The organism is Mesobacillus sp., from assembly GCF_047739415.1.
In the GTDB taxonomy this organism is placed as follows: Bacteria; Bacillota; Bacilli; order Bacillales; family Cytobacillaceae; genus Mesobacillus.
This window is the reverse complement of the sequence record NZ_JBIQOE010000200.1, coordinates 1-19,379: the sequence shown is the minus strand read 5'-3', so window position 1 is coordinate 19,379 and position 19,379 is coordinate 1. Positions and strand designations below refer to the sequence as shown.

19 protein-coding genes and 1 riboswitch are annotated in these 19,379 nt (G+C 43.5%); of the genes, 15 read left to right on the top strand and 4 right to left on the bottom strand.

The window, feature by feature from the left end:
• The first annotated feature begins 305 nt into the window (after positions 1-305).
• The 4 genes from ACH0QE_RS15935 (at position 306) to ACH0QE_RS15920 (ending at position 5,172) form a co-directional block, all read left to right on the top strand.
• Positions 306-1,691 (top strand): MBL fold metallo-hydrolase, encoded by a 1,386-nt coding sequence (locus ACH0QE_RS15935; RefSeq protein WP_415801564.1) that lies wholly within the window; start codon positions 306-308, stop codon positions 1,689-1,691.
• A 342-nt stretch (positions 1,692-2,033) separates the two neighbouring features.
• Complete coding sequence (locus ACH0QE_RS15930; RefSeq protein WP_415801563.1) at positions 2,034-2,732, top strand: winged helix-turn-helix domain-containing protein; 699 nt, start codon at positions 2,034-2,036, stop codon at positions 2,730-2,732.
• The gene (locus tag ACH0QE_RS15925; RefSeq protein WP_415801565.1) at positions 2,722-4,128 is read left to right on the top strand and encodes a sensor histidine kinase; all 1,407 of its coding nucleotides are present in this window, start codon (positions 2,722-2,724) and stop codon (positions 4,126-4,128) included. Before ACH0QE_RS15930 ends, ACH0QE_RS15925 begins: the two co-directional genes overlap by 11 nt.
• Positions 4,129-4,188: 60 nt before the next feature.
• Positions 4,189-5,172 (top strand): Gfo/Idh/MocA family protein, encoded by a 984-nt coding sequence (locus ACH0QE_RS15920; RefSeq protein ID WP_415801562.1) that lies wholly within the window; start codon positions 4,189-4,191, stop codon positions 5,170-5,172.
• Between the two features lie 37 nt (positions 5,173-5,209).
• On the opposite strand, the gene ACH0QE_RS15915 is transcribed toward ACH0QE_RS15920, so the two are convergent.
• Positions 5,210-6,265, bottom strand: coding sequence for a lactonase family protein (locus ACH0QE_RS15915; protein WP_415801561.1), 1,056 nt, complete (start codon positions 6,263-6,265; stop codon positions 5,210-5,212).
• Between the two features lie 280 nt (positions 6,266-6,545).
• Between ACH0QE_RS15915 and nadE the strand changes: the two genes are divergently transcribed.
• Positions 6,546-7,367 (top strand): ammonia-dependent NAD(+) synthetase, encoded by an 822-nt coding sequence (gene nadE / locus ACH0QE_RS15910; RefSeq protein WP_415801560.1) that lies wholly within the window; start codon positions 6,546-6,548, stop codon positions 7,365-7,367.
• A 128-nt stretch (positions 7,368-7,495) separates the two neighbouring features.
• Here the strand turns inward: nadE and ACH0QE_RS15905 are convergent, their stop codons facing one another.
• Complete coding sequence (locus ACH0QE_RS15905; protein ID WP_415801559.1) at positions 7,496-7,840, bottom strand: hypothetical protein; 345 nt, start codon at positions 7,838-7,840, stop codon at positions 7,496-7,498.
• A gap of 273 nt (positions 7,841-8,113) precedes the next feature.
• A riboswitch (cyclic di-GMP riboswitch) is annotated at positions 8,114-8,198 on the top strand.
• Between the two features lie 264 nt (positions 8,199-8,462).
• On the opposite strand from ACH0QE_RS15905, the gene ACH0QE_RS15900 reads away from it, so the two are divergent.
• The 3 genes from ACH0QE_RS15900 to ACH0QE_RS15890 all read left to right on the top strand — a co-directional run bounded on the left by ACH0QE_RS15900 (position 8,463) and on the right by ACH0QE_RS15890 (position 9,329).
• Positions 8,463-8,687: a hypothetical protein gene (locus ACH0QE_RS15900; protein WP_415801558.1), complete on the top strand. Its 225-nt coding sequence runs from the start codon at positions 8,463-8,465 to the stop codon at positions 8,685-8,687.
• Positions 8,688-8,740: 53 nt separating this feature from the next.
• Entirely contained in the window at positions 8,741-8,884 is a 144-nt protein-coding gene (locus ACH0QE_RS15895; protein WP_415801557.1) for a hypothetical protein, read from the top strand.
• A 109-nt stretch (positions 8,885-8,993) separates the two neighbouring features.
• On the top strand, positions 8,994-9,329 hold the full coding sequence (locus ACH0QE_RS15890; RefSeq protein ID WP_415801556.1) for a phosphoribosyl-ATP pyrophosphohydrolase: 336 nt from the start codon (positions 8,994-8,996) through the stop codon (positions 9,327-9,329).
• 42 nt (positions 9,330-9,371) lie between these two features.
• Here the strand turns inward: ACH0QE_RS15890 and ACH0QE_RS15885 are convergent, their stop codons facing one another.
• Positions 9,372-9,887, bottom strand: a complete 516-nt coding sequence (locus ACH0QE_RS15885; RefSeq protein ID WP_415801555.1) for a DoxX family membrane protein — start codon at positions 9,885-9,887, stop codon at positions 9,372-9,374.
• Positions 9,888-10,145: 258 nt separating this feature from the next.
• On the opposite strand from ACH0QE_RS15885, the gene ACH0QE_RS15880 reads away from it, so the two are divergent.
• From ACH0QE_RS15880 to ACH0QE_RS15855, 6 genes are all read left to right on the top strand, one after another.
• On the top strand, positions 10,146-10,598 hold the full coding sequence (locus ACH0QE_RS15880; RefSeq protein WP_415801554.1) for a DinB family protein: 453 nt from the start codon (positions 10,146-10,148) through the stop codon (positions 10,596-10,598).
• 90 nt (positions 10,599-10,688) lie between these two features.
• On the top strand, positions 10,689-10,907 hold the full coding sequence (locus tag ACH0QE_RS15875; protein WP_415801553.1) for a hypothetical protein: 219 nt from the start codon (positions 10,689-10,691) through the stop codon (positions 10,905-10,907).
• Between the two features lie 858 nt (positions 10,908-11,765).
• A complete protein-coding gene (locus ACH0QE_RS15870; RefSeq protein ID WP_415801552.1) occupies positions 11,766-12,161 on the top strand; it encodes an HIT family protein in 396 nt (131 codons plus the stop codon).
• A gap of 232 nt (positions 12,162-12,393) precedes the next feature.
• Positions 12,394-14,088, top strand: a complete 1,695-nt coding sequence (locus tag ACH0QE_RS15865; RefSeq protein WP_415801551.1) for a serine hydrolase — start codon at positions 12,394-12,396, stop codon at positions 14,086-14,088.
• 52 nt (positions 14,089-14,140) lie between these two features.
• Entirely contained in the window at positions 14,141-16,264 is a 2,124-nt protein-coding gene (locus ACH0QE_RS15860) for a glycoside hydrolase family 3 protein (protein ID WP_415801550.1), read from the top strand.
• Between the two features lie 109 nt (positions 16,265-16,373).
• Positions 16,374-17,636, top strand: coding sequence for an exo-beta-N-acetylmuramidase NamZ family protein (locus ACH0QE_RS15855; protein WP_415801549.1), 1,263 nt, complete (start codon positions 16,374-16,376; stop codon positions 17,634-17,636).
• A gap of 40 nt (positions 17,637-17,676) precedes the next feature.
• Here ACH0QE_RS15855 and ACH0QE_RS15850 read toward each other — a convergent pair whose 3' ends face one another.
• The gene (locus ACH0QE_RS15850) at positions 17,677-17,889 is read right to left on the bottom strand and encodes a methionine aminopeptidase (protein ID WP_415801548.1); all 213 of its coding nucleotides are present in this window, start codon (positions 17,887-17,889) and stop codon (positions 17,677-17,679) included.
• 207 nt (positions 17,890-18,096) lie between these two features.
• On the opposite strand from ACH0QE_RS15850, the gene ACH0QE_RS15845 reads away from it, so the two are divergent.
• Entirely contained in the window at positions 18,097-18,537 is a 441-nt protein-coding gene (locus ACH0QE_RS15845; RefSeq protein ID WP_415801547.1) for a Dps family protein, read from the top strand.
• The last annotated feature ends 842 nt before the right edge of the window (positions 18,538-19,379 follow it).

The window sequence follows — 19,379 nt, the reverse complement described above, 5'->3', positions numbered from 1 at the left end:
TTCATGAAGTTATCTTAATCCAGCTCCAGCGCCTAGCCCCTCGAGTCGCTTCGGTCCGCCCAATGAAGTCAAAGAACGACTTCACCGGTCGGCCCTCCAGCGCTTGTCAGGGCTGAACGAGGCGCTTGCGCTTTTTGTTCTTGAAGCAAATGGTTACACAAAGTAAAATACAGTTATAGGTATTTATTGGTACTAGGGCAGCACCCGCTGGCATATTTTATAGCTTTTAAAAAAATATGGTGCAGGGTATAGAGGAGTATAGACTTCATGAACCTATGAAAACAAAAAATGTAGGAGGAATCGTTATGTATTTCAAATCTTTTTTTGATGATCAGCTAGCACATATGTCATATTTGATAGGCTGCCAGAGAACGGGTGAAGCCATTGTCATTGACCCGGCAAGGAATATCCAGCCTTACCTGGATATCGCCAAAAAAGAAGGCTTCAATATTTCGGCCGCTACAGAAACTCATATTCACGCAGACTATCTCTCTGGTGCAAGGGAGCTTGCCCACCATCATGGCGCCAAGCTTTATGTATCAGACGAGGGTGATAAAGACTGGAAGTATCAATATGTCGATCATTATGAGCATGAATTGCTGACTGAGGGGTCGACTTTTAACATTGGAAATATTCATTTTGAAGTTATGCACACGCCGGGCCATACACCGGAAAGCATCTCATTCCTATTGACTGACAAAGGAGGCGGCGCTAATGAACCGATGGGTATTTTCACCGGTGACTTCCTGTTTGTAGGCGATGTCGGCCGTCCAGACCTTTTGGAAAAGGCAGCAGGCATTAAAGATACATCTGAATCAGGGGCCCGCCAAATGTTCGAATCACTCCGCAAAGTAGAAAAGCTGTCGGACTTCCTGCAGGTATGGCCAGCACACGGCGCAGGCAGCGCATGCGGAAAATCCCTAGGCGCTGTGCCAATGTCCACTTTAGGCTATGAGAAAAAATTCAACTGGGCTTTCCAAATCAACGAGGAGGAAAAGTTCGTGGAAGAGCTTCTTGCAGGCCAGCCAGAACCTCCTAAGTACTTCGCCGAAATGAAAAAGCTCAATAAAGTTGGCCCAGAATTGCTTCGCCGTGAAGACACTCCTAAAGTTTCATTATCTGACGCTGGCAATGCAGCAGTCGTCGACACCCGGCCGGCAGATGAGTTCGCGGAGGGACATGCAGAAGGAACAATCAACATTCCGTATAACAAGTCCTTCACGAACTGGGCAGGATGGCTATTAAGCTATGATCAGGACATCGTGCTGATTGCTGATCCTGAAAAATTAGCTGATGTGGAAAAATCCCTGCAGTCAATCGGACTTGACCAGGTGACAGGGTATGTTGATCCGAAAGAGCTCAGCGGCAACCTGGAAGAATACAAGACCGTAACAGCTAGCCAGGCAAAAGAACTGATGGAAGACGAGAACTATTTTGTGATCGATGTCCGCAACCAGAGCGAGTGGGACAGCGGCCATATTCCAGGTGCCCACCATCTGATGCTCGGGAACCTGACTGACAACCTTGACAAGGTTCCTAAAGACAAGAAAATCATCGCACACTGCCAATCAGGCGCACGCTCTGCAATCGGCACAAGCCTGTTGCTGAAAAATGGCTACAAAGACGTAGTCAATCTCGAAGGCGGCTACTCCGCCTGGGAAGAAGAAGGACTGCCTGTAAAAAAAGATTAATTAACAAGAGCCAGCTCATGTGATGAGCTGGCTTTTTTACATTAATTAGCGTGAACCAGCAACGTTAAAATGACTTGAAGCCTATTGGCGCCCGTTTTTGTGAGAAGATGAGAAAAGAGGTCACCAATGAGGCGTATTGGAACATGATTTTGTAAGAACACTGAAAAAAGAGTTCCAATAAAGCATGTAGAGCATGATTTTGAACAATCCAGCCTCTCTAAAAATCATGAACAAACTATGACCAACCTATTAAATAATCTGTAACAACGGGCGAAACAGTTGATTCTGATTGCGTTGCGCTATAATTTAGATATAACAGATATCCGATAAGAGGGGATTACCGTGAAAATATTAGTCATTGAGGATAATGAGAGTGTCTGCGCGATGATCGAGATGTTCTTTTTAAAAGAGGGAATTGAAGGTAAGTTCGTGAATGACGGCCTTCGAGGGTATGAGGTTTTTAAGAATGAGGAATGGGATTTGTTGATTGTCGACTGGATGCTCCCGGGCATGGATGGGGTCAGCTTGTGCAGGAAGGTCAGGCAGGAGGGCAGTGATGTGCCGATCATCATGTTGACGGCGAAGGACAGTGAGTCGGATCAGGTGCTCGGACTGGAAATGGGTGCGGATGATTATGTGACAAAGCCCTTCAGCCCCCTGGCTTTGATGGCTAGGATCAAGGCTGTAGCCCGCCGCTATCAAAAGCAAAAGCCAGAAGAGGACAATGAAGTTGGGACAAGTCTGCTTAAAGTCAATAAGGAAACGCGTGAAGTGACCCTGGGCGGCAAACCAGTAACGAACTTAACGCCGAAGGAATTCGACCTGCTTCTCTTTTTTGCCCAGCATCCCCGCCAGGTTTTCACAAGGGAACAGCTTCTCGAACGCGTATGGGGATATCAGTTTTACGGAGATGAGCGTACTGTTGATGTCCATATCAAACGTCTGAGGAAAAAGGTTGGTACAACTGAACAGCCATTGTTCCATACTGTTTGGGGCGTTGGTTATAAATTCGATGAGTCGGTTGATGGGCATGAAAATTAAGTATATTTACCAGCAGTTTATCAGCCATATCAGTATCATCATCGTTGCATTCCTCATTCTGAGCCTCGTATTCACGCAGTACGTGGAAACGCTGGTTTATAAAAACAAGACTGAAGAGCTGATTTCCTACGGAGAAAATATCCTCCATGATCTTGACCGAGGCAGTGAACGCCCCGACCAGGTGATCAATCAATATGCCCGCGTTCTTTTCGGCCGGGATATTCAATTCAGTGTGTTCGATGAGAATATCCAGCTTCTCAATCCAATCAGATGGAGAGGCCCGGCGATTGAACTGACGGAAAAAGAGTTAAGACAGCTTACAAAAGGAAGGCCAATCGTTAAAAATTATGATCTCGAACGTTATGATAGGGCCGTGACCCTGGTTGTTTTGCCATATTTGGACCGAGGCGATTTCATTGGTGGTATTCTACTCACCTCTCCAATCAGTGGGACACGGGAAATGATCACGGAAATCAATAAGAACTTATTTTATACAATGCTAATTGCGCTCGCTGTTTCGTTTCTGCTGAGCTGGGTGCTGGCGCGCATCCATGTCAACCGGATCAAAAAGCTCCAGGATGCGACATCGGTTGTTTCGGCAGGGGATTATACGGTAAAAGTTCCATCCTCTGACTTCGATGAAATCGGAGAATTGGCGAATGATTTTAACAGCATGGTGGGTAAACTCAACGAATCGAAGGCTGAGATTGAAAACCTGGAAAACCGGCGCCGTCAGTTCATGTCGGATGTTTCTCATGAATTAAGGACGCCGCTCACGACGATCAGCGGAATTATCGAGGGCTTTAAAACCGATATGATTCCTGAAGCAGAAAAAGAGCGCGGCATCAATTTGGTCAGCAAGGAAACGAAGCGGCTGATCCGACTGGTGAATGAAAACCTCGACTATGATAAAATTCGCTCAAATCAGGTACAGCTTTTTAAAGAAGATATTGAAATGATTGAGGTTCTGGAAATCATCCAGGACCAGCTCGGATTTCAGGCGGGGGAGCGCAATAACACCATCGAAATCGAAGCAGAGGAATCGGCAATGGTCCATGCTGATTATGACCGCCTCGTCCAGATTCTTATCAATATTACGAAAAACAGCATCCAGTTCACTGAAAACGGGACTATCTGGCTCCGCAGCAGGATGGATGGGACCAAAACGGTGATTGAAATCGAGGACACCGGAATCGGAATCGAACCTGCTGAGATCGAAAAAATCTGGCATCGCTTTTACAAAGCGGACATCTCCAGGACTAGTAATCCGTTTGGAGAATTTGGGCTTGGTTTATCAATCGTTAAACAGCTGGTTCAGATGCACGATGGAAAAATTACTGTTGAAAGCGAGCATGGAAAAGGGACAAAGTTTGTGATTGAGCTCCCGTTCCGATAATATGAAAATGAAGCTGCGGGCATTGCCTCCAGCTTTTGCTATTTTGAAAGGATGAGTATTATGGTGCGTTTTGGAGTGGTAGGTACAAATTGGATTACAGAAGCTTTTATAAAAGGTGCTAGTCATCATAAGGATTTTCAGCTTGCGGCAGTTTTTTCGCGTACAGAGGAACGCGCTGCGGAGTTTGGGGGTAAATTCGGGGTGACTACCATTTTCACCGATATGGAAGAGATGGCGAAAAGTGATGTGATTGATGCCGTCTATATCGCCAGCCCTAATTCCATGCATGCAAGCCAGGCAATCACGTTCATGGAAAATGGCAAGCATGTGCTATGTGAAAAAGCGATCGCGTCCAATAGCGATGAGCTTGCAGTAATGATAAAAACTGCAAAAGAAAATCATGTAGTTTTGATGGAGGCGTTAAAATCAACCCACATGCCTAACTTCAAAGCTGTCCAGGAGAATATTGATAAAATAGGCAAGGTCAGAAGGTACTTTGCAAGCTATTGCCAGTATTCTTCCCGTTATGACAAATTTAAAGAAGGCACAGTGCTGAATGCCTTTAACCCGGAATTTTCGGCAGGTTCTTTGATGGACATCGGTATTTATTGCATCTATCCGCTAGTAGTCTTGTTTGGTGAACCAAAATCAGTCCAGGCGAATGGTTATGTGCTCGAGTCAGGGGTGGATGGGGAAGGTAGCCTGATATTGAAATACGATGAAATGGATGCTGTTATCATGTTCTCAAAAATCACTGATTCGACCCTTCCATCTGAAATTCACGGCGAGGATGGCAACATCAGAATTGATAAAATCAGTACACCTGAAAAAGTGGAGATCATCTATCGTGGTGGCAAAACGGAGAACATATCAAGAGAGCAGCTTGCTGATAATATGTTTTATGAAGCTGAGGAGTTCATTAATTTGATTCAGAAAGGCAAGCAGGAATCTACCAATAACTCACTTGAAAATTCAAGAATTACGATGTCTATTCTCGATGAAGCAAGAAAGCAAATGGGAGTGCGATTCCCGAGTGACAAATAAGAGGGAAGGTGCACAAAAGGCACCTTCCCTTCTTCTCTTAATAATTCAAAAACTTAACACATACCGGGTCTGGAACTTTTACATCAGACTGTAATAATGTCAATCTGCCTGTTTCCTCGTCACGTGAATATAGCGCGACATTGCTGGAATTCTGGTTCGTCGCAATCAGGAATTTCTCGCTCGGATCAAGCACAAAATCCCTCGGCCAATTTCCTTCTGTTGAAGTATGTTCAACAAAACTAAGCTCAAAGCTTTCAGGGTCCATACTAAAAACTGCGATGCTGTCATGGCCGCGGTTGGCAGCGTATACGAATTTCCCGTCAGAGGAAATATGGATGGCGCTCCCCTGGTTGTTTTCAGTGAAATTAGCTGGCAGAGTAGTAATGGCCTGAATCTGTTCAAAACGACCATCTTCAGAATGATATTTCAAAACAAGGACCTCTGAACTGAATTCTGTCATCAAATAGGCGATTTTGTTGTTTGGATGGAAAACAAGGTGTCTCGGACCACTTCCTGGTTTCACCTTCAAAACACTCTTCTCGATCAACTGGCCGTTATCCAGGGAGTAGGTGATCAACTGGTCGATGCCAAGGTCGATGACTGCTGCGTATTTCCCATCCGGGGTGAAACCGGCATAATGGGTATGCGCTTTTTCTTGACGTTCATCAGGGCCTGAGCCATCATGGACGGCACTTGATAAAGCAGCCTCAATACGGCCATTCTCGGGGTTAAGCAGATACGAATCTGCAGATCCTTTATGATAATTTGCGGATAAAAGCAGGTTGTTTTCTCTGTTCACGCTCACATGGCATGGAGACGCTCCTGCGGAAAGCTGGCTATTAATGAACGATAATTGTCCTGAATCATTAATGCCAAATCCCGCCACTCCACCAGAGCCGCCTTCCTTTGCTACGGCATAAAGAAAGCGATTATCTTCACTGATTGTAAGGTAGGTAGGGTTTTCAAGCGCTGCTGCCGCCTTCACATCAATGATCTTTGCATTGGTTGCATCCAGGGCAAAAGAATAGATGCCCTCACTATCACCTTTAGTATATGTACCGAAATAGCCTGTGAATTTTTCATTTGCTGCCATTGTTAATGCCTCCATTTTGATTCGCATTTATAGTCTAAGTTATAGTCTAGCAAAAAAATCATGGCGGACAAAATGTTACGAACAACAAGCGATTGGGTAAAATAGTATACGAGTGCTTCATCTTCCAAAACGGAATGTTAGATTATCTGACCAAAATCTGGACTTTAAACTTTTTAATGGATATGCTCTTTTATAAAGGTGTTCTCGCGCAGGCAGTTTTCTCTACCTAAATTAGCGAAAGAGCATGATGAATAGTTAATAGTGATTTAGGAGGTTTATTATGAGCTTGCAAAAACAGATTATAGAAGCGTTGAATGTACGTCCGGAAATACATCCTCAGGAGGAAATCAGGAACAGAATTGACTTCCTTAAGGAGTACTTACAGGCTTCAAAAGCAAAAGGATTTGTTCTTGGAATCAGTGGCGGCCAGGATTCAACACTTGCCGGAAGATTGGCACAGCTCGCAGTCGAAGAACTGCGTTCGGAGGGTACTGAGGCCAAATTCGTAGCAGTAAGACTTCCATACTCAGTGCAAAAGGATGAAGATGATGCACAGAAAGCGTTGAAGTTCATCCAGGCTGATAAAACGATCACTTTTAATATCCAGCCTGCGGTAGATACATTCAATACGCAGTTTGAAGATGCCATCGGTGATAAAATGACCGATTTTAACAAAGGTAACGCGAAAGCTCGAATGAGGATGATCACGCAATATGCGATCGCCGGCCAGGAAGGTTTGCTTGTGATTGGTACCGACCATGCAGCGGAGGCCGTTACAGGATTCTTTACAAAATACGGTGATGGCGGAGCCGATTTGCTGCCACTTTCAGGTCTGAATAAGAGACAGGGAAGGGAGCTGCTTAAAGCCTTGAACGCAGAACCAAGATTGTATCTCAAAGAGCCGACGGCAGACCTTCTCGATAACAAACCGCTTCAGGCAGATGAAACCGAGCTTGGTGTCAGCTATGAAGCCATAGATGATTATCTTGAAGGAAAGCAGATTGACGAAGCAGATGCAGCTAAAATTGAAAGAAGATATCTTACTTCAGAGCATAAACGTCATATTCCTGCATCCATGTTTGATTCCTGGTGGAAGGAATAAGATAGAAGAAGCCTGACTGAAATGATCTTCAGCCAGGCTTTTCTCATTTACAAGATAAGAAAGTATAAATTTTCACTTCGAGAATTGTCTAGCCCAGCCCCTAGCCCCTCGAGTCGCTTGCGCTTTTCTTACTCCGATTGAGCAACAGCAAAGTGTGGTGCTTCTTCTTTTTCAGTGACTTTTTCAATTTTATCGGTGAACATTTGGAAGACTCTTTTCTTCTCTTCCAATTCCTTGATATATTCCTTCAGATCATTGAACTTTTCCTCAAACGGCTGATGGTACAATTCGCGAATCTTTCTATTCAAATCAGGATTGACGGTTGACTGAACAACCTGCTTTGTAATATTGAATTTATATGTATACACTTTTAACTCATTCTTCACTTCTTCATATTCCGCATCAATCTCTTTAAGAATCTCTTCAATTTCTGCTTTCCATTCATCTAGCGACATCTTAACATGCTGTTCCATACGGATCCTCCTGCCATTCGCCTGTAATAAAGCTTCTTCCCTCTATTCTAGCAAGTGAATTTTACATGGAGATTGCTGGTATATTACATTGTTAAAACAATCTAGTCTGAAAATTTCCTGTCCTTCCCAAAAGCCGTGTCTATCAATCTGAGGCTATTAAACTATCGCCGAAAAGTTTTTTCTATAGATAGGAATAGGAAAATAGACTTATATTTGTAATTTATTGGCGAATTTTGTTGAAAAAATGGTTCTTAAGATTTATATTTTAATTAGAACTGAAAAAGGCAAACTTATCGAAAGGTAAGGACGCAAAGCCGCGAGTCTAAGGCGTTTTAGCTATGATTGTCGGGTTGCCAAAAAAGATCGGATGCAAATAAAAAGATAGGTAAATCGTTTTGCTTTACCACTTGCCGAAAAAAATCCGCCATCTTTTTGGGGATTTTTTTATTTGGAATGTCCCTTTCTGCTCAATATTGCAAAAAGAACTGTATTTCACGTTTGCCGATTGCGAGAGAGGATAAATAATACTTAAGTAACTTGACAGGACAAAATAAAATAATCCTTTTGGCAGGTTTGGTTTTATCACATAGGATTGAAAAATTTAAGGAAGGTGGAGGAATCGTTGACTGTATTATTTGGGACGGTAGAGTACTTCGAACGGGAAATTGAGTTTCACTTATCAGAGGTTGAAAAAAGAGAGCGGCTGAAAGAAGAAATCAATCAAATCCAAATGAAGCTTGAAGAAGAACTGATGAATGATTTTATCTGCGACGAGAAGCTAAGGATGGAATGCCTGCAGAACCTATCAAATGCCTGCAGTAAATTAAATGAAGATTATGTAGTTTGATAGGAAAGCGGAAGCGCCTTGGTCAGCCCCGACAAGCGTTGGAGGGCCGACCAGTGAAGTCGTTCTTTGACTTCATTGGGCGGACCGAAACGTCTCGAGGTGCTAGGCGCTGGAGCTGGACAATTCTCAAAATGAATTCTATACTTCCTTATCTTACAAAAAGCCTGTGGACCGATCCACAGGCTTTTTACTATTAATCTATTTATTTTGGAAGAGGGCTGAATCTGTTTTCTTTATTGAAAAAGTGTTTGAACATCTTGAATAAAGGATATGTTTATCAATAGGACAGCTAAAGGGGAAATCGACATGGAGAAAAAGGAATATAACAAGCTAGTAAGAGACTTTTTTCCGGATTTGATGAAGGAAAAAGGCAAGAATGTGGAATTTGAAATTTTAGATGGAAGTCAATATAGTGAAAAACTTATGGAGAAGTTCAATGAGGAAGTCGAGAAGTTCCGTAATGCTGGAACAGACAGGCTGCTGAGTGAAATCGTCGACTTGCTTGAAGTGGTATATGCGATTGCCGATCATCGCGGCATCACGGAATCGGAAGTTGAGTTCATGCGCCAGCTCAAGAAGAATCGCAGCGGCGGCTTCAGGAAAAAGATCATGCTCAAAACCATTGAGGAAAAATCCTTGTAAAAAATGCCCTCTGCCTAATGGCGGAGGGCATTTGCTATTATGTTAAGCAGATTTGTGTGCAGCTTCTGGTGTTTGTTTGAAAACAGTTTTGCGGATGAAAGGAACCACCCAGCGGTCTAAACCGTATTTTGCCGCGTTGAAGCCAGAGAACAGGATGATGAAGCCAAAGAAGATGTCTGTTGGGTTATGAGAAACTGTTCCAGCAAGGAAGAAACTGAAGTTCATTACCAGGCCGAAGAACATAGCAGCAGTTGTCAGTGTTCCAAGAATCAAACCAAGACCAATTAAGAATTCTCCTAATGGAACAATGAAGTTGAAAAGTTCGACATTCGGGATCGCAAAGCTTTCCAAGAAGTTTACATACCATCCATAAACCATGTGTCCGTCTGGACCTTTTACTGGATTGGCAACTGCATTTTTCAAATATCCAGTTGCGTCAAATCCATCACCAGTCAATTTTCCCCATCCTGCAGTCATCCAGTTGTAGCCTAGCCAAACACGAATCACAGTCAACAGGCCAGCAGCAATATTGTTTTCTCTTAACCATTTAGCAAACATCTAAATCGCTTCCCTTCAAAAATTAATAATTATTACACTTATAAGATATCAAAGCAATTTCTGGAAATCTGTGAATAATGTGTGAAGACACATATCAGCCATAATGTTTTGAACAAATTTTGTCATGGGATTTCCTTTAACGGGATATAATACCTAAAGGGGTATTTAGTAGGATTATTCCTTTTCCCTTGCCGCATATGTTGGAAATATATAGAATAAATATATGGAGAAGTACAAGCTGGAAAGGGGAATGGAATTATGAGCGAGCTCTTATTTAAGCAGTTTGAATTGACTAGAAGGTCTTTTTTGAAAAACATTGAGGCGATCACTCCTGAACAGGCAAGTGTTCAGCCAGAAGGCTTCAATAACAACATCCACTGGCATATCGGGCATGTGCTGACAGTTACGGAACAATTCATGATGGGATTCCCGAAAAAAACAAATCATCTTCCTGCAAACTACATAGAGTTATTCGGAAATGGTACCCGTCCATCAGAATGGTCTGGAGATGTTCCTTCAGTTGAGGTGTTGACTGAGCAATTGAAAGCACAGCTGGATCGGATCAAGGAAGTACCAGCTTCAATGCTCGATGAAAAGCTAAAAAAACCTTTCCTTGGTCTGGAGACTTTTGGGGAGCTTGCCAACATGGCATTATTTCATGAAGCCTATCATCTTGGCCAAATCCATTCGATGAGAAAATTAGTAAAGTAGTAATATAGCAGGGTCCTTTTTTGGGCCCTGTTTTTTGAAACCTGAAGTCCTTTATTGCGTATTAGTGAATAAGGAAGGCAGGTGTGAGAAATGAGCGTGGATAAGGATTCAAAGATACTAAGAAGATGGCTGGTCTTAATCGTTTCCACTATCGTGGCTGGAGGGTTATCAATCATTATCGACATCATGTGGATCAAAAAGACTCTTTGGGTCATATTGCTGTTCATCGGTTTTGTCGCAGCAGGGTCAGTGTATGAGTTTTATGAGAGTTGGCTAAATAATCTGGATAAAAAAAGTGATAAGAAATAAAGACACATGGTAAATCGAAGTCGGACCATCAAATGATATAGAAAAAAGGTTGCGGATATAGGTGTGTTGGGAAAGCAACAGCACATGGATAAGGCGAGGTATCCCGTTTTTTATTCAACTGGGAAGTTCCGCGAAACCTATCGTTGTTTCCGCGAATGACTAATAGGTTTCAGGTTGTAGAGAGTCAGGCTGTCAAGAAAGAGCGGTTATTATGACAGGTTTCATGGTGTAGAGCGCAAAGCTGTCAAGAAAACGCGGTTATTATGACAGGTTTCAGAGTTTAGGGCCCAAAGTTGTCAAGAAAACGGGTTTATTATGACAGGTTTTAGATTGTAGAGCGTAAAGCTGTCAAGAAAGAGCGGTTATTATGACAGGTTTCAGGGTTTAGGGCCCAAAGCTGTCAAGAAAACGCATTTATTATGACAGGTTTTAGATTGTAGAGCGTAAAGCTGTCAAGAAAGAGCGGTTATTATGACAGCTTTTCAGGTTATAGAGAGTAAAGCTGTCAAGAAAACGCATTTATTATGACAGGTTTCAGAGTTTAGGGCCCAAAGCTGTCAAGAAAACGGGTTTATTATGACAGGATTAAGGTTGTAGAGCGTAAAGCTGTCAAGAAAACGGGTTTATTATGACAGGTTTCAGGGTTTAGGGCCCAAAGCTGTCAAGAAAACGGGTTTATTATGACAGGTTTCATGGTTTAGGACCCAAAGTTGTCAAGAAAACGCGTTTAATTATGACACGAATGGTTTCCGGGATTATCGAGAATAATTCCGCGGTTTTACGCTGGAATTCCGCGAACTGGAAAATATCCGTGTTTCTTTCCAATTAAAAAAGTGGTGGGAATGGAGGCAGAATAAAATGTACCATGAGAATTGCCCATATTGCAATGTGAATGCAGATGAAGAGCAGCAAATCGTCTTGGAGAATGAAACATGTTATTTTATCCAGAAGGAGTCTGAGCAGCAAGTCCTGCAGGGAAGCGGGCTGATTATACCGAAGCTTCATAAGCAGGATGTCTTTGAGTTATCAGAACAGGAGTGGAATGATTCCAGGGAGTTACTGCTTGGGGCGAAGAAGATTCTTGATGATAAGTATACTCCAGATGGTTACAGTGTAGGATGGAATACTGGAAGGGCCGGCGGGCAATCGATTTTCCATGCCCATTTGCATGTTATTCCGCGATTCAATGATGAACCTCTTGCAGGCAAAGGAATCAGGTATTGGATCAAACAAAAGGAGAATAAGCGGAAATAATTCATGAGATATGATGTTGGGAAAATTTCCGCTAAATTATTTGAATATTTTTACAAAAATGATTCGAAAATCCCGGGAGAGCAGTCACGGGATTTTTCTATTTTTCAGGAGGGTTGGGTCTATAGTGGTATAGACATCTATACTGTTATTTAGATAGTCTAAGGTTACAGCATGAAAGCCTTTTCAAAGTTTAATAGATTAAATGGAGCAATAGCTCGGAAAAGGAGGAAACATGAAGAACAAATCATTGTCGATTGCGTTAGCAGCCGTTCTCGGTACAGGAGTGATGATTCCAGTGTCATTTGCGGAAGGCAATCAAGCACCAGGGGCATCGATTGAACAGCGGGAGGGCAAGGGAGGCTTCAAGGAAGTCCATCCTGTATTTTCATGGGACAAGCCAGGCCCTTTATCGCCAGTGCTTCATAAAGGGTCGGTTCGAGGAGCGGGCATGGTACAGCAGCCGCTGGACGAGATCGACGGGCATATGGAAAAAATGATTGCTGACGGTGTGATGCCAGGTGCTGTCGCATTCGTCGCCCGCCGTGGTCATATCGTGAAGCAGGAGGCGTATGGATTTGCCTATAGATATGAAGATGACCAATACACTGAATCTAGTAATCCGATCAAGATGGAGGAAGATACAATTTTTGACCTTGCCTCTATCAGTAAAATTTTCACCACCACAGCAGCTATGATTCTATATGACCAGGGAAAGTTCGAGCTCGATGATAAAGTTTCTAAGCATATTCCTGAATTTGCCGCCAATGGAAAAGAAGACGTCACCATCAGGCAACTGCTGACCCATACATCTGGTTTCACTGCATGGGTTCCTCTTTATACAAAAGGAAGCAGCCGCGAGGACAGAATGAATCTTGTGTTAGAGCATCCATTAAATAATGAGCCGGGCAGTACTTATACATACAGCGACCTCAACATGATCACGCTCGGTTTGTTGATCGAAAGGCTTTCAGGTCAGCGCCAGGACGAGTTTGTCAAAGAAAATATTACAGAGCCTCTAGGAATGGAAGATACAATGTACAATCCTCCTTCATCACTTAAAAAACGGATCGCCGCGACAGAATATCAGCCAGCAATTAATCGTGGAATGGTCTGGGGTGAAGTTCATGATGAAAATGCCTGGTCACTGGATGGTGTTGCCGGTCATGCAGGAGTGTTCTCGACTGCAGAGGATCTCGCCAAGCTTGCGCATATGTATTTGAATGATGGCCGATATGGCAGCGAAGTCATTTTAAAGCCAGAAACAGTGGACATGATCGTTGAAAATCAAATCCCGCAATTCCCTGGTGATGACCATGGTTTAGGCTGGGAGCTTGCCCAGGGATGGTTCATGGATGCTTTATCAGAAGGAACTTCCCTTGGACATACGGGTTATACCGGCACCTCGATTGTCGTAAACAGAAATAATGGCACAATCGCAATCCTGCTTACAAACCGGGTGCATCCAAGCCGAAGCACGGTTTCTACGAACGTCGCTCGGAGACAGCTGGCAAGACAGGTTGCTGATTCGATCCCGGTAGACATTCCGGATGGGTCTGCCTGGTTCTCAGGATATGGAGACAAACTCCAACGCTCGATGACAGCAGAAGTGAAACTTGCAAAGCCTGCAACACTTTCATTCGACACCTGGCATCGGATTGAAGCGGAAGCTGATTATGGTTATCTGGAAATCTCCGAAGACGGTGAAAACTGGGAACAAGCAGCTGTTTTTACAGGCAGCAGTGTTGATTGGGATGCTGAGGAAGTTGAAATCCCCGCAGCCACCAAACATATCCGTTTCCGCTACCAAACGGACAGTTATACAAATGGACGCGGCTGGTATGTCGATAATATTAGTTTGGTAACTTCTGATGGTAAAAAGGTTGAGCCTGATTTTTACGGAGAAGATTGGCAGCTAAGAAATTACTAACTTTAGTAATTCTTTATGAATTGGATAAAATATGCAAAACGGAGGAGATACGATGAGGAAATTCAGCAAGCTAATGCTCTATTCACTAGTGTTCGTGCTGGCTTTTTCACAAATACTGCCCGGCATTTCTTTAAAGAAGGCTAATGCCGAGGAAAAGAACACAGTGGAGGATCTAGTGATTTACGAAAATGTTCCAGAAGCGGAAGCAGCAGTGAAAGACGGAAGCATACAATTGAAAGCACTCCATGTGTATACAGAAGGACATTTCATGCTGGCATCTGAAAACCTTACCTGGGAGTCTGCGAATAAAAATGTCGCAACAGTAGACCAGGAAGGAAATGTGGAGTTCACAGGGCAGGATGGACGGACGTTCATTTCAGTGACAGACGGTACTTTCAAGGACCGGATCGCCCTCGATTATAAAGTGAAGCCATCCTCCAAAGCTGAAGGAGAAAAAGGAAAGCCTGAATCGGAAGGTGTTGTCATTAAGCAGGAAGGTCAGCGATATGACTTGATTGGCAATGCAATCAGCAAAATGACCCTGGAGGAAAAAACAGGACAAATGCTGATGCCGGATTTCAGGACCTGGAAAGGTGAAAATGTAACGGAAATGCTGCCGGAAATTGAGCAGCTCGTGAAAAAATACCATTTGGGCGGAGTCATTCTTTTTCGTGAGAATGTAGTAACAACAGAACAGACAGCACGCCTGGTTTCCGATTATCAAGCTGCAGCTGAAAAATTCGGCCTGCTGCTAACGATTGACCAGGAAGGCGGAATAGTTACAAGGCTTCAATCTGGAACGGATATGCCAGGGAATATGGCATTAGGCGCGACACGCTCACCAGAAATTGCTTATAACGTGGGCAATGCTATCGGCGAGGAATTGGCGTCTTTAGGAATCAATATGAACTTTGCACCGGTTATGGACGTCAATAACAATCCGGACAACCCGGTAATCGGCGTTCGCTCATTTGGCGAAGACCCACAGCTTGTTGCTGACATGGGTGTAGCTTATACAAAAGGCCTCCAGGCCGCTGGTGTCGCGGCGACAGCGAAACACTTCCCGGGACACGGTGACACGGCAGTCGATTCCCACCTTGGACTTCCTGAAGTTCCACACGATAAAGAGCGCTTGAAGGAAGTCGAACTGTTTCCATTCCAAAAGGGAATGGAAGCAGGCGTGGATGCGATTATGACAGCTCATGTCACTTTCCCTAAAATCGATGGAACAAAAGCGATTTCTCAAAAAACGGGAGAAAAAATCGCGATTCCGGCAACACTTTCATACAAGGTCCTGACAGAGCTGATGCGTGAAGAAATGGGCTATGAAGGTGTCATCACTACAGATGCGATGAACATGAAAGCCATCGCTGACCATTTCGGTCCTGTTGATGCTGCCATTCGTGCTGTAAAGGCTGGTACGGACATCGTGTTAATGCCAGTCGGTCTTGAAGAAGTAGCAACAGGTCTGCTGGAAGCAGTGAAGACTGGTGAGATCTCCGAAGAACGGGTAGAAGCATCTGTTAGACGCATTTTAACCTTGAAGGTAAAAAGAGGCGTAATCAAGGAAGAAACTCCTGTTTCAGTTGAAGACAAGATTGCGAATGCAGTGAAGGTGGTCGGTTCTGCTGAGCATAAGCAAATTGAAAAAGAAGCGGCTGAGAAATCAATCACTTTAGTTAAAAATGATGCAAAGCTGCCTCTGAAACTGGAAAGCAGTGAGAAAATCGTTGTTGTGGGCAACAGTTTTATAAGCAGCCTGGGTGATGCGATTAAAGAGCGCCATGAAAATACAACAGTCATCTCATCTTCATCCTACAAGCTGACTGAGGATCAGTTGGAATTAATTAAAAACGCTAGCGCGGTAGTAGTCGGAACCTATACTTACAATGTGTCAGGCCGGACGCCTTCGAGTGCTCAGATGGCAATGGTCAACCAGATCATTGAGCTGGCAGATGCTCCTGTTGTCGGTGTCGGCATCCGGAATCCATATGACATTATGGCTTACGCTGAAATTGACGCGTATCTGACACAATACGGTTTCCGTCCAGCAAGCTTTGAAGCAGCGGCCGGAGCGATGTTTGGAGAATTCGCGCCAACAGGAAAGCTGCCTATCACGATCCCAGATTATAATGGCGGCGTGCTATATGAATTCGGTCACGGATTAACCTACTAAAAAGTGAATAGGCGGGCTTAACGATTATGGCCCGCCTTTGGTTTTTAGGGGCAGAAAGGTTCATCGCAAAATTATAGTCTAAAAATCTATAAAAACAGGAGTGATCAAGTTGAAAAAATGGCTGGCGGCATTATTGACGACCGTCCTCATTCTCTCTTCATTGACGATTGCGTTGGCAAACCATGATAGCGGACAGGGCAAAAGCCAGGACCTGAAGAAATTCAAGGTTGGTGCAGAAGCACTACTACAGGACCACAAGGATCTGATCAAAGGCAAGCGAGTCGGACTGATCACGAATCCTACTGGAGTAGACCAAGATCTGAACAGTGTTGTCGACTTGCTTTTCAACGATCCTGATGTCGAGTTGACCGCACTTTACGGTCCGGAGCATGGAGTTCGTGGAAGCGCCCAGGCTGGAGCATATGTCGAGTACTATATCGATGAAAAAACGCAGCTTCCTGTTTACAGCCTTTACGGGAAAACGAAAAAACCTACACCAGATATGCTCGAAAATGTGGATGTCCTGCTGTTTGATATCCAGGATGTAGGGACCAGGTTTTATACGTACATCTACACAATGGCCTATGCGATGGAAGCGGCAAAGGAAAACGATATCCCATTCATCGTGCTTGACCGTCCGAACCCGCTTGGCGGAGTTAAAGTTGAAGGACCTGTTCTTGAAACAGATTATAAATCCTTTGTAGGAAACTATGAGATCCCTCTGCGTCACGGCATGACGGTAGGTGAACTGGCGAAGCTCTTTAATGAAGAATTCAACATCGGCGCAGACTTGACTGTCGTTGAGATGGATCGATGGAAGCGCACAATGAATTATGACGAAACGCCGCTGGAATTTGTCATGCCTTCACCAAACATGCCTACACTGGATACAGCATTCGTATATCCAGGTGCAGCACTGATTGAAGGAACGAATGTATCAGAAGGAAGAGGGACGACAAAGCCGTTTGAGCTGATCGGGGCACCGTTCATCAATTCTGATGAGCTGTCCGCAAAATTGAACTCTTTGAATCTTCCAGGAGTAAAGTTCAGGGCAGCATCGTTCACCCCGACGTTCTCAAAGCATGCAAGCAAACTGTCTCATGGAATCCAGATTCATATTACCGACCAGGATTCATTTGAGCCAATTGTAACAGGGCTTCATATTGTCAAAACAATTCACGATATGTACCCTGAAGACTTCGAATTCCGCGCAGAAGACAGCAGGGGAATTTCCTTCTTCGATCTTCTGACCGGAAACGGCTGGATTAGGGAAGAAATTGAAGCCGGAACATCTGTGGAAGACATCCAGGCCATGTGGCAAGATGAATTAAATGAATTTAAGCAAGTGAGGGAAAAGTACCTTCTCTATTAAATGATAGAAAAAATGGCCGCTGCACAAGCAGTGGCCATTTTTATGTCGTACTATTGCTCCAATCTGTATATAATCCACTGCCGCTGCAGCCAGGACATTCGTATGGTGCCGCATAATAAACAAACTCATTCGCGGAAAAAGCGTAATATCCTCTGCCATGGCAGTCCGGGCATTTATTCTGGTCCTTCATATTAGTAAGGTGGTTTTCGTATCTTGCATTTCTCCATTGGTTGAGCGCATTAAATAATCCCATTCTTTTACACCTCCACTTCTATGCATAGTTTGGAGAAATAATTACTTTATTATGTATAGTTTATGGAGAAATTTGGTTTTTGACCCGGTACTAGCACATAACTTGTCTAAAAAGTTGACAGTCCTGTGAACAATTCCGGGTTCAAACCCTTTGTTGGATAATCTTGGACTATAATGAATCCGTACATATAAATAGGAGGGATCCAAGATGAAAAATGAATTGACGCAGTCAGTCAACAAGCAAATCGCAAACTGGACTGTACTCTACATCAAGCTCCATAACTATCACTGGTATGTGACCGGTCCGGAATTTTTCACTCTGCACGCAAAATTCGAAGAGCTATACAACGAAGCTGCCTTACATATCGATGAACTAGCAGAAAGATTGCTGGCAATGGGTGACAAACCAGTCGCAACCATGTCCGGTGCACTTGAATTCGCATCTGTAAAAGAAGCATCAGGCAATGAGAGCGCAACTGAGATGGTCGCAAGCATAGTAGACGACTATTCAACAATGATTCAAGAACTAAAGAAGGGAATGGAGCTGGCAGAGGAAGTCAATGATGAAACAACCAGCGACCTGCTGCTCTCCATTCACTCTGGTTTAGAAAAGCATGTGTGGATGCTGAATTCTTTCCTAGGAAGATAATAAATGAGGAATGCAAGACGTATGCAATCGCATACGTCTCTTTTTATCGTTTTTACGATAGACATTTCAAGCAAAAAGGAGCAGCGAAATGTCTAATAACAGGAGGTTAATGGACATTTCAAGCAAGAGACGGGAGTGAAATGTCTAATAACAGGAGGTTAATAGACATTTTTAGTAAGATGCCGTAGTGAAATGTCTAATAAAATGGGTTTAATGGACATTTCAAGCAAGAGACGGGAGTGAAATGTCTAATAACAGAAGTTTAATGGACATTTCAAGCAAGAGACGGGAGTGAAATGTCTAATAACAGAAGTTTAATGGACATTTCAAGGAAGATACCGGAGCGAAATGTCTAATAACATGGGTTTAATGGACATTTCAAGTAAGATGCCGTAGTTAAATGTCTAATAACAGGGGTTTAATGGACATTTCAAGGAAGAGACCGGAGCGAAATATCTAATAACAGGGGTTTAATGGACATTTCAAGTAAGCTGCCGTAGTTAAATGTCTAATAACAGGGGTTTAATGGACATTTCAAGGAAGATACCGGAGCGAAATGTCTAATAACAGGAGTTTAATGGACATTTCAAGCAAGATGCTGATGCGAAATGTCTGATAAAAGTTCCCCCTATCGAGTCGTGCTAGGTTTTATAAATAATAAAATATCCCAAGACGCAAAAAGCACCCAATCAATGGGTGCTTCAGTTTGTCGACAAAAGGGGTTCGGAATGGTCTCATTCCGAACCCCCTTTTGGATTTCATCGAATTTTTTAAAGAAAATAGACTCTCTTCGCTATACTTTTAGGCCATTACTGGACTTCTCCAAGTCCAGTTGGCCATCT

Bases quoted from the DNA above. Each gene is read 5' to 3' on its own strand.
- ACH0QE_RS15935 (WP_415801564.1), top strand. From the start codon at position 306: ATGTATTTCAAATCTTTTTTTGATGATCAGCTAGCACATATGTCATAT.
- ACH0QE_RS15925 (WP_415801565.1), top strand. From the start codon at position 2,722: ATGAAAATTAAGTATATTTACCAGCAGTTTATCAGCCATATCAGTATC.
- ACH0QE_RS15920 (WP_415801562.1), top strand. From the start codon at position 4,189: ATGGTGCGTTTTGGAGTGGTAGGTACAAATTGGATTACAGAAGCTTTT.
- ACH0QE_RS15915 (WP_415801561.1), bottom strand. From the start codon at position 6,265: ATGGCAGCAAATGAAAAATTCACAGGCTATTTCGGTACATATACTAAA.
- nadE (WP_415801560.1), top strand. From the start codon at position 6,546: ATGAGCTTGCAAAAACAGATTATAGAAGCGTTGAATGTACGTCCGGAA.
- ACH0QE_RS15905 (WP_415801559.1), bottom strand. From the start codon at position 7,840: ATGGAACAGCATGTTAAGATGTCGCTAGATGAATGGAAAGCAGAAATT.
- ACH0QE_RS15890 (WP_415801556.1), top strand. From the start codon at position 8,994: ATGGAGAAAAAGGAATATAACAAGCTAGTAAGAGACTTTTTTCCGGAT.
- ACH0QE_RS15885 (WP_415801555.1), bottom strand. From the start codon at position 9,887: ATGTTTGCTAAATGGTTAAGAGAAAACAATATTGCTGCTGGCCTGTTG.
- ACH0QE_RS15880 (WP_415801554.1), top strand. From the start codon at position 10,146: ATGAGCGAGCTCTTATTTAAGCAGTTTGAATTGACTAGAAGGTCTTTT.
- ACH0QE_RS15875 (WP_415801553.1), top strand. From the start codon at position 10,689: ATGAGCGTGGATAAGGATTCAAAGATACTAAGAAGATGGCTGGTCTTA.
- ACH0QE_RS15870 (WP_415801552.1), top strand. From the start codon at position 11,766: ATGTACCATGAGAATTGCCCATATTGCAATGTGAATGCAGATGAAGAG.
- ACH0QE_RS15865 (WP_415801551.1), top strand. From the start codon at position 12,394: ATGAAGAACAAATCATTGTCGATTGCGTTAGCAGCCGTTCTCGGTACA.
- ACH0QE_RS15860 (WP_415801550.1), top strand. From the start codon at position 14,141: ATGAGGAAATTCAGCAAGCTAATGCTCTATTCACTAGTGTTCGTGCTG.
- ACH0QE_RS15850 (WP_415801548.1), bottom strand. From the start codon at position 17,889: ATGGGATTATTTAATGCGCTCAACCAATGGAGAAATGCAAGATACGAA.
- ACH0QE_RS15845 (WP_415801547.1), top strand. From the start codon at position 18,097: ATGAAAAATGAATTGACGCAGTCAGTCAACAAGCAAATCGCAAACTGG.